Source organism: Pseudomonas sp. F-14 TE3482 (genome assembly GCF_053629455.1).
Map to the genome: position 1 here is coordinate 2,757,264 of NZ_JBRJII010000001.1, position 14,660 is coordinate 2,771,923.

General features: G+C 57.3%; 7 protein-coding genes. 4 read left to right on the plus strand and 3 right to left on the minus strand.

Annotated elements, in window-relative coordinates; translation table 11 throughout:
- Nucleotides 1-14 precede the first annotated feature (14 nt).
- The 3 genes from AB7M26_RS12430 to AB7M26_RS12440 all read left to right on the plus strand — a co-directional run bounded on the left by AB7M26_RS12430 (nt 15) and on the right by AB7M26_RS12440 (nt 11,666).
- A complete protein-coding gene (locus tag AB7M26_RS12430; RefSeq protein WP_429378373.1) occupies nt 15-10,481 on the plus strand; it encodes a two-partner secretion domain-containing protein in 10,467 nt (3,488 codons plus the stop codon).
- Nucleotides 10,481-10,879, plus strand: coding sequence for a hypothetical protein (locus tag AB7M26_RS12435; RefSeq protein ID WP_429378375.1), 399 nt, complete (start codon nt 10,481-10,483; stop codon nt 10,877-10,879). Before AB7M26_RS12430 ends, AB7M26_RS12435 begins: the two co-directional genes overlap by 1 nt.
- 226 nt (nt 10,880-11,105) lie before the next feature.
- Nucleotides 11,106-11,666: a hypothetical protein gene (locus tag AB7M26_RS12440; protein WP_429378377.1), complete on the plus strand. Its 561-nt coding sequence runs from the start codon at nt 11,106-11,108 to the stop codon at nt 11,664-11,666.
- Nucleotides 11,667-11,726: 60 nt separating this feature from the next.
- Here the strand turns inward: AB7M26_RS12440 and AB7M26_RS12445 are convergent, their stop codons facing one another.
- Complete coding sequence (locus AB7M26_RS12445) at nt 11,727-11,999, minus strand: hypothetical protein (RefSeq protein WP_429378379.1); 273 nt, start codon at nt 11,997-11,999, stop codon at nt 11,727-11,729.
- Nucleotides 12,000-12,332: 333 nt separating this feature from the next.
- Nucleotides 12,333-13,067, minus strand: coding sequence for a DUF899 domain-containing protein (locus AB7M26_RS12450; protein WP_429384508.1), 735 nt, complete (start codon nt 13,065-13,067; stop codon nt 12,333-12,335).
- A gap of 201 nt (nt 13,068-13,268) precedes the next feature.
- On the opposite strand from AB7M26_RS12450, the gene AB7M26_RS12455 reads away from it, so the two are divergent.
- On the plus strand, nt 13,269-13,661 hold the full coding sequence (locus AB7M26_RS12455; protein ID WP_123494651.1) for a transcriptional regulator: 393 nt from the start codon (nt 13,269-13,271) through the stop codon (nt 13,659-13,661).
- A 123-nt stretch (nt 13,662-13,784) separates the two neighbouring features.
- On the opposite strand, the gene AB7M26_RS12460 is transcribed toward AB7M26_RS12455, so the two are convergent.
- Complete coding sequence (locus AB7M26_RS12460) at nt 13,785-14,654, minus strand: DUF6279 family lipoprotein (protein WP_123494649.1); 870 nt, start codon at nt 14,652-14,654, stop codon at nt 13,785-13,787.
- Nucleotides 14,655-14,660: the final 6 nt, after the last annotated feature.

The following is a 14,660-nucleotide window of genomic DNA, read 5'->3' on the forward strand; positions in this document are numbered from 1 at the left end:
ACGAGATTCAAATCATGGACGTTCGCCATTACGCCTTCCTCGCGCGCCAGCCTTCTGCTGCCGTCAAAAACCGAGAACACTTCTGGGGCATGCCCAAGCGCGGGTTGGCGTTCCTGTTGGCCAACGTCATGTTCTGGCAACCGATGTGGGCCCAGGCCGACGGGATTGTGGTGGCTTCGCCGGGCACCAGCCTCGGGCAGGCGGGCAACGGTGTGCCGATTGTTCAAATCGCCACGCCCAACGGCAGCGGCCTGTCGCATAACCAGTTTCACGATTACAACGTCGGCACCCAAGGCGTGATCCTCAACAACGTCGCCAACCAGACCGGCGCGACGCAACTGGGCGGCATCATCGTTGGCAACCCCAACCTGACCAACCGGGTCGCGGCGCAAACCATCCTCAACGAAGTGGTCGGCGGCAGCCCGAGCCAGTTGCGCGGGTACACCGAAGTGGCGGGGCAGTCGGCACGGGTCATTGTCGCCAACCCCTACGGCATCAGCTGCAACGGCTGCGGCTTCATCAATACCCCGCGCGTGACCTTGACCACCGGCAAACCGGTGCTGGACAACGGTCGCCTCGATCGCTTCCAGGTCGATCAGGGCAGCGTTGCCATCGACGGCGCCGGGCTGAACGCCAACAACGTCGACCGCTTCGAAATCATCACCCGTAGCGCGAAGATCAACGCCGAGATTCAGGCAAAAAACCTGACCATCGTCGCCGGCCGCAACGACGTCAACGCCGACAGCCTCAACGCCACCGCCCGCGCCGATGACGGCAGCGCCAAACCACAACTGGCCATCGACTCCTCGGCCCTTGGCGGGATGTACGCCGGGGCGATCAAACTGGTGGGCACCGAGGCCGGGGTCGGGGTGAAACTCGATGGCAACCTGGCCGCCAGTGGCGGGGATATTCAGCTTGATGCCAATGGACATCTCAGCCTCGCTCAAACGTCGGCCGCGGGCGCAGTCAACGTCAAAGCCGCCAGCCTCGATGCACGCGGCCCGGTCTACGCCGGCACCGCCGTCAACGTGCAAACCCAAGGCAACTTGACCAACCAACAAACCCTCGCCGCCCGGGACAACATCACGTTGAGTGCCGGCGGTGTACTGACCAACAACGGCATCATCGAAGCCGGAGTCAACGCCGACACCAGCCGCAACGCCAACGGCGATGTGAGCCTGAGCGCGCAGAACCTCAACAACACCGGCAAGACGGTGGTGGCCAGCCGTACCCTGACGGTCAACACCAGCCAGACTCTGAGCAATCAGGGCGGTACATTGAGCGCCGCGCAAACCGCCAACATCACGGTTGGAACGCTGGACAATCAAAATAACGGCCGGGTGTTGAGCAAGGGCAATCTCAACCTTACGGCCAGTCAGGTGCTCAACGGCCAAGGACTGATTAACAGCACCGGTAATCTCAACGCCACCCTTGGCCACCTGAACAACCGCAATGGCGAGGTGTCCAGCACGGGCATCACCACAGTTGTGGGCCAGAGTCTGGACAACAACGATGGCAGCCTTGTCGCTCAGCGCGGGCTGGATATTCGCCTCGACAATGCATTGAGTAACGTCGAAGGCCTGATCAGCAGCGAAGGCACTCTGACGGTCAACGCGGCCAGCCTCGACAGCACTCGCGGCAGCTTGTCGAGCGCCGGCGCGCTGGCGCTGACCACGACGGGAGTGCTCAACAATCAGGACGGTTCGATCACCACCGACAGCCGCCTGACCCTCAAAAGCCAAAGCCTGAACAACAGCCACGACGGCCTGATCAGTGGCAAGAACGCGACCACCGTCACCACCGGTACGTTCGACAACACTCAGGGCGGGCAATTGATCGGCGGCGATACGCTCGATTTGACCGCGACCCAAGTCAGCAACGGTGTTGCCAGCCGAATCGCCAGCGACAAGGCCCTGACCGCCAGCGTCACCGGTTTCGATCAGCAGGGCGGTCAGCTGTTCAGCAAAACGTCCCTGAGCCTGGACTTGAATCAGGGCCAACTGAACAACCAGAACGGGCTGATCAACGCACCGTTGCTGATGTTGAAAAACCTCAAGGACGTCAACAACGGCGGCGAAATTTCCAGCGCCGAGGCCTTCACACTGGCCGCGCAGAACCTGGACAACAGCAACGGCAAACTGCTGAGCAATCAGAACCTGACCCTGCGCATCGATCAGGCGCTGACCAACATCAAAGGCCTGATCAACGCCACCACCGACCTGATAATCAACAGTAGCGGCCTGAATAACCAGAACGGTTCTTTGCTGGGCAGCGCCATTGCCATCAATTTCGGGGCAGCCACCGGGGACCTGAACAACAGCGGCGGTCTGATCACTACCGCAGGCTTGCTGAGCCTCCAGCACCTGCGCGACCTGAATAACCAGAACGGTGAAATCTCCAGCAGCCAAAGCCTCGACCTCACGGCTCACGCCCTGGATAACAGCGGCGGCAAACTGATCAGCAGCAACCTGCTGACGGTCAACGCTGACACGGTACTCAACCAGGGCGGCCTGATCTCCGGCTGGCAAGGCCTGAGCCTCACCAGCAACAGCCTGGACAACCGCAACAAAGGCACGCTGTCGAGTCACGACGCCGATGTGGCTGTCAGCGTCAGCGGTGCGATTCTCAACAGCGGCGAAGGTGCGCTGGTCAGCCAGAAAACCCTGAGCGTCAACGCGGCCAGCCTGGACAACAGCAACGGCGGCATCCTTTCCAGTGCCGGCGCCCAGACATTGACCCTCAGCGGTCTGCTGAACAACGCCCAAGGCGGTTTGATCGACAGCGGCGCAACCCTGACCATGCAGGCCATGACGCTGGGCAATACCGGCGGCACGGTCAACGCAAAACAGGACCTCAGTTTCACCGGCACCACACTGGATAACACCGGCGGCAATCTGATCGGCAACGCTGCCGTGACCCTGGACCTGCTCGGCATCCTGACCAACACCAAAGGCAAACTGGCTAGCGCCGGCCCGCTACTGGTGCAGCGCGCCACGCAAATCAATAACCAGGGTGGCCAGCTCACCAGCCAAGGCTTGATGACCCTGCTCACCGGTGGCCTGGACAACCGCAATCTCGGCACCATCGCGGCCAACGATCTGCTGACCATCACCACGGGCGGTACGCTGCAAAACAGCGCCGCCGGCCAGATCTACAGCCAGAATGGCGACCTGCAAATCCAGGCCGCCAGCCTCGCCAACGCCAAGGGCACCCTGCAAAGCCAAGGGGCTTTGAACCTCACGGTCAGTGGCGATATCGACAACCAGAGCGGCCGCATCGTCGCCACGGACGGTGACCTGACCATCAAGGCCACCAACCTCGACAACCGCGGCGGTGTGCTCGCCAGCCTGCAAGCCGCGTTCACGGCCAATCTGAGCGGCGTACTGAAAAATGGCTATGACCTGAACAACAACCGTCGCAGCGGCGTCACCCAGGCCCAGCGTCTGAACCTGACCGCGCTGGCCGGCATCGACAACTACGGCGGGCGTATCGCTGCGCAAAGCGGCGACGCGATCATCGTCACGGGCAACTTCGACAACCGCAACGGCGGCCTCTATGCCAAAGGCAAGGTCAACGTCACCGGCAACAATTTTGACAACAGCGGCGACAATGATGGCCAGATCGCCGGTCAACAGATCGACCTCAACCTCAGCGGCGCCCTGAACAATCGACTGGGCATCATCGAGAGCGACACTACCCTGGCGATCAAGGCCGCCAGCCTCGACAACCAGACCGGCCAACTGCGCGCCCTCGGTACCAATGGCAAAACCAGCTTCCAGATCGGTGGCCTGTTCGACAACCGCAACGGCACCCTGGAAAGCGCCAACACCGACCTGACCATGGAGGTGGGCAGCTTCCTCAACGGCGGCGGCAGTTTGTTGCACGTGGGCAACGGCACCTTCGACATTTCCACCGCCAACGTCACCGGCGCCGGTGGCACCATCGTCACGCGCGGCGGCCTGACCCTCAACGCCGACAGCTGGACCAACAGCAACGTCATCCAGGCCGGGCGTCTGAAGGTCAACGTCAACAGTTTCACCCAGACGGCGAGCGGTCAGTTGCTGGCCTCGGAGAGCCTCGTCGGTACCGGTGTCAACTGGTTCAACGAGGGGTTGATTGCCAGTGACGGCAGCCTGCAGCTCAACCTCAGTGGTGCCTATACCGGTGCAGGTCGAGTCACCAGCCTGGGGAGTCTTTCGCTCAGCGCGGCCAGTCTGAATCTGGCCGAAGCGGGACGAATTGCCGGCGGCGGGCGGACAGATATCAGTGCCTCGGGCCCGATCATCAACTATGGGCGGATCACGTCAAATGACGATCTGCTGCTCAATACGGCATCCCTCAGCAACTACGGCACCGTGGGAAGTGCACAAGACCTTACGGTTAACGCCTCGCAATTGCTTAATCAGCGGGGCCTGATTTTCAGCGGCGCGAACATGCAGCTGCGCAGTAATACGCTGACGAACAACTATGGCGACATTTACAGCCTGGGTGATTTGACCGTCTCCCGAAACGCGGCGGGCGAACGGGCCGACGCTATCGAAAACATCTCCGGCAGCCTGGAAAGCGCCGGTGACATGCGCTTGCTGGCGACTTCAATCAGCAACCGCAGGGACGTGCTGACCTTCGCGGAGCAACGGGTGAATGGCACTATCACCCACAGCTGTAGCCATTGCTCGGACGAGTGGAACGTCTGGTACTACGTCACTGAAGTGTATGAGCGCACGGTCGATAAAGACTCGCCGTCGGCCTTCCTGACCTCCGGAGGCAATCTCGATGTCACGGGATCGAGCTTCCTCAATCAATACAGCTCGGTGTCGGCTGCCAACAACATCAACATCACGGTCGATACCTTCAAGAATGAAGGGGTGAACCTGGAGACCATTACCTATCGCAGTCACTATAGAAATCCGGCCGACCAGGAGCCGGGAAGCATCTACCTGGGGTTGATCGATCCGGGCGGTGCGGTCAACGAGTACAACAAGTACAGCGCCAAATACGTGCCGTTATACCGGCGAGCCGATGGCGGTTACTTCTACCAACAGGAGAGCGGATTAAGCACCGAACTCAACCCTGATTACGATCCGTCGAAAAACCTGCCGGTGCCTGAAGCGGTCACCAAATATGGGGTTTTTTCGGCCACGCAAACCGCCAGCACCGGTAAAAGCATCAACGCCGTTATTCAGTCCGGTGGCAGTACGACCATCACGGCTTCGACTTCTTTCAACAACAGCGTGCAAACGGTCAACGCGCCCATTGTCACCAGCGACAGCAAGGTGGACGCCACCGGTACCCAACGTGCGACCACACCGTTCATCGTCCACCTCAACAGCCAACTCCCACCGGACCTGGCTCAACGACGGGTCGATCCCCTGACACTGCCGGGCTTCGTGTTGCCGCAAGGTACAAACGGCCTGTTCCGCCTCAGCACGCAGGGCACCACCTCCGGCGCCGCCAACAACGGTCCGCAAAGCTGGACCCTGGGCGGTGCCAGCATTAGCCCGACCCAGCGGCAGCAAACGGTCCCTGCCACCAGCGCCGTCACGATCAACCGTGTCCAGGGCTTGCCGGCCAGCAGCGCGCCGTCCAAACCGCAGAAATACCTGATCGAAACCAACCCGGTACTCACCGACCTCAAGCAATTCATGAGCTCGGACTACCTGCTGTCGAACCTCGGTTACGACCCGGACAACAGTACCAAACGACTGGGCGATGGCCTCTTCGAACAACGCCTGATCCAGCAAGCAGTAGTGGCCCGCACCGGCCAACGCTTCATCGGTGGCCAGACCTCCGACGAGGGCCTGTTCAAATACCTGATGAACAACGCCGTCGCCAGTAAACAGGCACTCAACCTGTCGCTCGGCGTCAGCCTGACCTCCGAACAGGTCGCGGCGCTGACTCACGATATTGTCTGGATGGAAGAGCACGAAGTGAACGGCGAGAAGGTGCTGGTGCCGGTGCTCTATCTGGCCCAGGCCAACAACCGTTTAGCACCCAACGGCGCGTTGATTGCCGGCAACGACATCACCCTGATCGCCGGCAAGGACCTGAACAACGCCGGCACCTTGCGCGCCTCCAACAACCTGTCGGCCACCGCCGCCAACGACCTGGTCAACAGCGGCCTGGTGGAAGCCGGCAACCGCCTCGACCTGAAAGCCAGCAACAACCTCGTCAACAAGGCCGGCGGCATCATCGCCGGCCGTGACGTCACGCTCACCGCCACCCGGGGCGACGTGATCAATGAACGCACCGTCAGCAGCTACGACGACCAGAACGGCCAATGGTCCTGGTCCCAGGGCTTTGCCGACAGCGCGGCGCGGATCGAAGCGGCCAACAGCCTGACCATCGGTGCCGGGCGCGACTTCAACACCATTGGCAGCGTGGTCAATAGTCGGGGTGAGCTGACGATTAAAGCGGGCCGGGACGTGAACATCGTGTCGGCGCAAAAGAGCAACAGCATCACGGATGGTCGGGATCATAACGATGCGTCGGTGACGCAGCTTGGCGCGCAGGTCTCTGCAGGTCGCGATATGACCATTACCGCCGGCCGCGACCTGACCGCCATTGCCAGTCAGATCGATGCCAAAGGCGACATCAAAATGAGCGCCGTCGGCGACCTGACACTGGCCTCGGCGGCGGATGAACAGCACTCGTACGAAAAAACCAGGAAGGCCACCAGGCAGGAAGACCATGTTAGTCAGGTGTCTACCACTGTTAATGCGGGCGGTACCGTCTCGCTAAACGCGGGTAAAGATCTGGGCTTGATTGCCAGCCGGGTGAGTGCCGGAGATGAGGCGTATCTGGTTGCGGGTGGTGATCTATTGGTAGGCGCAGCACAGGACGAGGATTACAGCTTCTACAGCAAGACCAAGAAAAGCTCGTCGGGCAAAAAAAGTCGGCTTGAGGAAACTTCCAGCACGACCAACGTAGGGAGCTCGGTGACTGCCCAGGGTAAAACCGTGCTGTCCGCCGGCGACGATTTGCTGATCGAAGGGAGCAATGTGATCTCTGAGAAAGGTGGCGTCGGTCTGGCTGCTGGTAATGATGTGAAGATCGTTGCCGTCACCGATTCAACCAGCGCGCGCTATGAAAGCAGCTCAAGCAAAAGCAGCTGGGGTGGTTTGAAATCCAGCAAAGTCCAAGACAAGGTCTCGGAAACTCAAACCACCGCTGTGGGTAGCCTGATATCGGGTAACACCATTGCAGTGAGCGCAAAACGAGACGTAGCGATTACCGGCTCTGCCTTGGTCAGTACTGACGATTTGGCGGTTCGCGCCGGCCGCGACTTGGATATCACCGCCGCTGAAAACACCTACACCCGCACCGAATCGCACAAGGAAAAGAACCGTGACCTGACCGGCGTACTCACGGCCAACAACCTTGGCGTCGATGACATCACCGGCAATCAGCATCTGTCCATCAGTGGCCAACGCCACAATGGCACGATGTCGCAAACGACTCTGACCGGCAGCACCATTGGCTCCAGCAACGGCAATGTAAGCCTTGTGGCCGGGGGGGATCTGAGCGTTATCGCGAGCGATTTGATCAGTACCCAAAACATGAGCTTACGCGGTACTAACGTCACTATTGCGGCGGGCATCGAAAGCTCAAGCCAAAGCACCGCCGACAAATCTAATAGCCTGGCGGTAGGGCGAGTTATCGGCGGGGCGATCATAGACACCGTTAACACTATTCGTACGTCGGTCAAAGCCGCAAATGATGCGGACGATCCTCGTCTTAAAGCGGTGAAGTTTGCCCAGGCTGCATTGGCTGCTTACAACCTCAATGGCATGGCGGGTGATGCGGAGGCGAACAGCACCGGTTTCAAGGACAAGACTGGCGGTACGTCCAGCAATGGATCGCTGATTAAAATTGGTACCGAGCTTGCCAATACTCACAGTAAAAGCACCAGTGAGTACAACAGTCAAACGGCGAGACAGAGCTCCGTCAATGCTGGCGGCACGCTTTCGATCATCGCTACGGGGAACGCGGAGGGTGAGTCCGGCGACATACATGTCATCGGGAGTACTTTAAAAGCAGCCGATACTTCCTTGATCGCGAAGAACGACATCATTCTGGAGAGCGCGCAAAACACTGCTGAATGGGCCAATAACAACTCCAGCAACAGAACTGCCATCGGTGCCAGTTTCAACATTGGGCAACAAAACGGCTTTACCCTGGATCTCGGTGCATCGGGCGCAAAAGGCACCGGGACCGGCAGCTCCGTCACGCAGGTCAACAGCACACTGAACACAGGTTCGCTCCTGCTGCGTAGCGGAGGCGATACCACCCTTGCGGGCGCTCAAGTTCATGCTGACAGCATTAATGCGTTGATCGACGGCAACCTGAACATCGTTTCCCGTCAAGACGTAGAGATTCAGGAGAACAAACAAGGTAGCGGTGGTTTCGGCGCGAGCATTTGCATTCCTCCGTTTTGCTATGGCGTACCAGTGACCGGCTCGGCAAATCTTGCCGCTGGCAATATGAACAGCGAGTACAGAGCCGTAGCTGACCAAACCGGACTGTTTGCCGGCTCGGGTGGGTACACCATTGATGTGGGGAAAAACACCACCCTGACCGGTGGGGTTATTGCCAGTGACGCGACGCCGGACAACAACCTGCTGATCACCGACCGACTCATTGTCAGTGACATCAAGAACGTCAGTGAGATCGAGGCTCAGTCCGCAGGCATTTCGGCCAGTTTCAGCAGTGCAGGTGGCGGGAGTGGTTCTGTCGGTGGTTTGTATGGCATTGCACTTAATGACTCAGACAAAAGCAAAACCCGTAGCGCCGTCAGTGAAGGCACCATCATCGTACGCAACCCAGAAGGCGCGAACGATCTGGTTGGCCTGAATCGCGACACCGCCAATGCCAATGAACAGCTCGACAAGCCAGATCAACATGCAATGGACGAACGCATCGAGCTTGTAAAAAGCGCGATGCAATTGGCGCAGGGCATTGGTGACGCCATCGCCGCTGCAAAAATCAACGAAGCCAACGACCTGAACAGCGACGCATCCAACGCTGCAAGGCAGAAGCTTAACGACAAGGGCATTGCCGACCCGACCCCTGAACAAATTGCGCAGCAAGTTCAGCAAGATTACGGCATGGGCAGCAGCTTCCAAAAAGCCTCGAAGGCTGTAAGTGCAATCGTGCAAGGAGTGCTGAGCGGCAACATTCTCGGTGCCTTGGCCGGCGCATCTGCGCCTTATCTGGCTCAAGCCGTGAAGCAAATGACTGAGGGTGATGACGCGGCCAACTTGATGGCGCACGCCTTGTTGGGGGCGGTGCTTGCGAAGGCGCAGGGCGGATCGGCCTTGGCCGGCGCTGCGGGAGCGACTATTGGTGAGCTGATTGCTAAACAGCTCTATCCGGGTAAGACCAGCGATCAGCTGACTGAATCGGAAAAGCAGACGGTTTCGGCACTGTCGACACTGGCTGGTGGGTTGGCTGGGGCTATGGTTACCGGGAGTTCCGCAGGAGCGGCGTCAGGTGCCTGGACTGCGAAGAATGCGGTAGAAAACAACCATCTGAGCGTGATTGAAAAAGTCTCGCTTAGGATGAAGCAGAAAGAGTACGACGAGTCGTGCAGCGGCTCTACATCAAGCTATTGTCAGGGGCTGTCCGGCGACATTGCTGATCTTATCGCCAAGGGCTTCAGCGTGCTCAAGGACGAAAGAATCGTAGAGGATAGTGATTTCACGCGTGCTTTTGTTTTCAGTACCAACCCTGGAGATATCGTTTCCTGCGCTACGTCAGCGAATGGATATTGCGTTGCCAGTGATAAGTCGATTACGACGGATCAGGGGGAGGAGTGGATCCTGCAACCAGCATCTTATGAGCAGTCCGTCATAGGGAAAACCAAAAATACCCAGAAGATTGCGGAAGAGACGGCTCGCCTTAAGGGAGTATCCAACGAGCTTTTCATGGCGGGTTGTGGCGGGGCGGGAATCGTTGGTATAGGTTGTCAGAGCTACATGGCCGCAGGGGGGGCGAACCCTTTAACAGGGAAGAGTGCGTCAGATTCCGAGCGGGTCATGTGGGGGCTGGGGGCTTTACTAAATGCTTGGGGACTATATGGCTCCGTTTATACTGGTGGTCTAAAGATCTCAGGTGTCAGTCGTAGTACTGAAATAACAGAACTATTTAGCTCTGCCAGTTCAAGGAATAGTATTCAAATTGGAAGCCGTACGCTTACGGAGCTGCCAAATACGGGGAATGCGAAAATATTTTCTGGCGCGACTGAAAATGAGATAAAGCAATATTTTTCGGAGTTGACAGACGCTGTTTCTTTGCCTCCTCCTCGCATGATTCCTGGGAAAGGAGAGATATATGTTGTTAATACGCCGCACGGGAACTTCACGCTTAGAAATTTTTCGTCCTCATCGGGGCAGACTGGTCCAGCCTGGACTATAGATGTTCCTAAAGGTGCAACGGGTACAACATATAACCCAGAAATAAAATTTCTAATAGGAGGGAAATAATGACTATTAAGTTTCTTGAAGAGATAGTAGAGGATTCATTTGGTTTGTGGATTTCGGCTCTATTTAGTGCTGTTGGAGCACGGAATCCAGATTTAACATTCTCTCAGCAGAAAGATACGTTCTTTACTGTGGTTGAGTACCTACTAACAACGGGGAGAATAAAGTTCATCGCGCCAGATGCGGATTGCTATATCTCCCCAGATAATCTACATCCTAAACTCTCCATTAATGACAGTGAATCTCATTGGGTGTTAAGCCCGAGGCAGATCGTTTCGTATTTGGAAAGCAAATGGCCTGAAGGTGTAGGGAGTGAGGATGATGAAGCTCTCACGATTTATTTTTATGAAATTCCAGCTGTGATTTGGGTCGATGAGAAAGGCTGTTTTTTTTCGTCATGATTGGGGACGGAAAACGGGGGGCAGACCAAGTTTTTCCTGAGAGTGTAGGCAATGCTCTTTCGATTTAAACTTGGTTTGTCTCCGGTTTCCAATGTTTCGATAATTTGATGTGTATATAAATAGAGGGATTACGCACTGGGCAGGCCTGCCTACAGTGAATTCAGAATGCGCTGCTTTGAAGATGTTTTTTCATCAGCCGAACATACGCTTTCAAGGACATTCAGACGTGAAGAGAACCACACTACTAGCACTGACCCTGATTCTGGCATTACCAGGCTGCCATTCCAACGTCAGGGACTCTTCACCCAGCCTGCTGAAGGATGGTGTCCAGCTGCGCCAGAACAAGGTGACAGTTGATGCGCAACACGCCAAGGTCATCATGAAAGCCTCAGGTAACACTTCTCCGGTAGAGTTCGCGATCAGGCGCGCAGCGGATCCTGACCAGCGTATGGAGGTGCTTGGAACCGTGGTGGATTCAGGTCAGGGGAAGGTATTCGGCTGGATCGCCAAACTTAACGAAGTGGCCAACAGCGCGACTGTTAAACGCTTCCCACAACTGGAAGTACAGGCCGATGCCGATCAGCCGTTCCAGGTGTCGGGTTACTCAAAGGGTGGGGGTGTTGGGAATACTTACAGCTGCGGTCCGCTCAAAACCACTTTCACACCGGAAAGAAGCAAGGTCTATTTGGTAGAGTTCCAGTTTGTTGGTAGCCGTTGTGAGCAGCATGTTTACGATATAACTCAGCCTCAGGAACGCATTCCCGTGATGAGCATGCCTGCAGCGTAAGGCTCATTTGTTTGTATTCACTATGTAAATCGGGCAACCCATAGGTCGCCCGTTTTTCATTCACTCCGCAGCCCGCGCCCGCAGCCGTCTGCCAATTACATCCATCAAATCACAGCCATCACGCAGCGGTATGGCCAGCAGTTTTGAAAAGTCGGAAAGCACTACCGTGTCGCAACCGATCTCTGCGCGAAAGGCAATGTTTTCAAGAACTTGGGTGGCCGTGCGAATGCGGTAGTCGGCCATGGCTTGAAGGACGTCGAGTGGGGCTTGGGTATCGATGAGCAACGATGCCGGGATCAGGTCGATTCCCGTGAGGGGCATGTATCTATCCATGGGTGGAGCCTCTTGTCATTGATGAGGACTCTCTGTGGTCGGGTCGCCAAACCCGGTCGTTTTTTGGGCGACCGGCGGACTATAGGCTTCATCGTTCCAGCGGTGCAAGGTGCCAGATTCCGAGGTTGTTGTAGGGCATTTGCCCCAGTTGCAGTCAGGCAAACGGATGCAACCTACAGAACACCACGCAACTTTGTGGGAGCGAGCCTGCTCGCGAAAGCGGTGTATCAGTCGACATCAATGTTGAATGTCAGTCAGTCATCGCGAGCAGGCTCGCTCCCACAGGGGATTGGTGGTGTTCACGGATGCTGTGACCAACCCGGATCAAGCAATCTACCCCCCATGACAGCAACTGGCCGACGCCTTGTCCTCATACCGATCATGATGCCGCACCCAATCCATGATCTCCTCTTCATTACGCCCTTTGGGCGTGAGGTCCAGATAGTTATAGGCCCCCACCAGCAAATCCAAACCTCGTGCATACGTTGAATAGGTGTGAAAAATCTCACCCGCTTCATTGCGATAAAACACGCTGAGCCCTGGGAGTTCTTCTTCAGCCCCGTCGGATTTTTCGTAGTTGTAGGTAGCTTTTCCAGCGGCGACGTCTTCGGCCCGGGCTGATACGCCAAAGTCATAGTTGAAGTCGCAACCTTCGGAGGACACCCAGTCGAATGTCCAGCCCATGCGCCGTTTGAAAGGCTGGAATTCGGCGAACGGTGCGTGGGAAACCGCGACCACGGCTACATCGTGATGGGCCAGGTGTTGGTTGGCGCCGTCGATGTGGTCGGACAGGAACGAGCAACCGGGGCAGCCTTCGTCCCAGCCAGCGGCGAACATGAAGTGGTAGATGATCAATTGGCTGAGACCGCCGAACAGGTCGGCCAGGCTCAGTTCGCCGTTGGGGCCCTGGAAGCGGTAGGGTTTGTCGATTTTCACCCAGGGCAGGGCGCGGCGTTCGGCGCTGAGTTTGTCTCGTTCCTTGGTGAAGGCTTTTTCGTGGGCCAAATGTTGTTTGCGGGCGGCGAGCCATTCTTCCCGGGACACGACCGAATGGTTCTGAATGTTCATGGTGATTTCTCCTGCATGCTTTGGCGAAAGTCGATCCGCGCAGAGGGGTAAACCGTCTTACACAGCCTAGTCGTTTGGCCTGCGCCTTATTCGACATACCGCCGGTCGGTAGGGCGAAATACCTCGGCTGAACGGCTGCCCTGCCTGTCGGTCACAACCTATGAAGGCCATTTCACTCACGGGCTCTGGAGGTTGATCAGGATGACGACTTATAACTGGGATTTGATGGAGCGCTTGTTGCATGAAGTGCAGAACGGCGCTGGACACAGTTTCACTCCACGGCCTTATGCCGAGCAGTATGCGGCGGCGAAAGCCTCCGCGGGCGAGCCGTTTGAGAATCTGGATCACCTGAAAACGGTGGCTGGTGAGTACGAAAAATTACTGCTGCTGCGGGGCTATATCGAGCCTCGGCCAGAAGATCAGGGTGGCAATGGTGAGAACTACATTTTGACGCCCAGGGGCTCGAGTTTATTGAGCCTGATTGACAGCAGCATTCCGGGTAATGAGCATCCGCGCGAGGTGCTGGATGAGCAGGAAGATGCGCTGGAGGAATTGACGTTTGATGAGGTGGCGTCGAAGGCGCAGATTGCCTGATTTTGTGGCGACAGCAAAAGATCGCAGCCTTCGGCAGCTCCTACATGGAGTTGCGTTCACCCTTAAACATCGGGCGGACACAAATTCTGTAGGAGCTGCCGAAGGCTGCGATCTTTTGATCTTCTAGTCTTGCCGCGCCGCTTTCAGGCATTTCAAATCAGCGAAATCCTTGCGCACGCCTTCAATTTTTTGCAGCAACCGTTCACGTTGAACCGGTGTGCTCTCGGCCATCACGTCCACCAGCAACGCCCGAGCCTGGGCTTCGGTGTTGGCGTAGGCCTCGCGGTAAGCCGGCGTCCACAAACTCTCGCGATTCACCAGAAGTGTCTCGATTCGCTGTGGGAATTCCGGGCTCTGCCGCTGCGCGACTGCCGCGCTGAATTGCTGTTGCCAATGGACGCGGTTGGCAATCCATTGCTTGTTCTGATCACCCAAGGCATTCGACCAGGCCACGACCCGTTGCTGTTGGCTTGGGTTGAGCGGGCCGAGCCAGTCATTCAGGCGTTTCTCCATGCGCTTGCTCCGCTCTCTGATCTGTTGTTCCAGAGACGGTTTGAGGTAGGCCTCCTGGCGTTTGCGTTGGTCCTTGGCGAAGGCATCGTTCATTTCCGCGACTTGCTTGTCATCAAGACCCTGCAACAGCTCGATGGCCGACGGGGTGATTTCCCGGGCGGTATCGGCGATGGCCTGTTTGGCTTCCTGGGTGCGGGTTTGCAATGCGGCGTCGGTGATCTGGTTGGCCTCGACCATGACCTGTAAGCGATCCAGCCAGTCGAGGTAGCCGGGCAATTGCGTGGTGCAGTGCCAGCTCAAGTGCTCTTTGAGGCGCTCGTTGAACCAGTCTTTTTGCTCGTGATTCATCTCCAGGTAGTCGCTGAGCGTCCAGGGAATGATCACGTCGAGATTGCGGTAAGCCAGGCCCACGCGGCTGCACGCGGCGACAGTGAGGCTGAGGGTGATGATGACGCCGATCTGCTTCAACCAGTGCGACATGGCGAG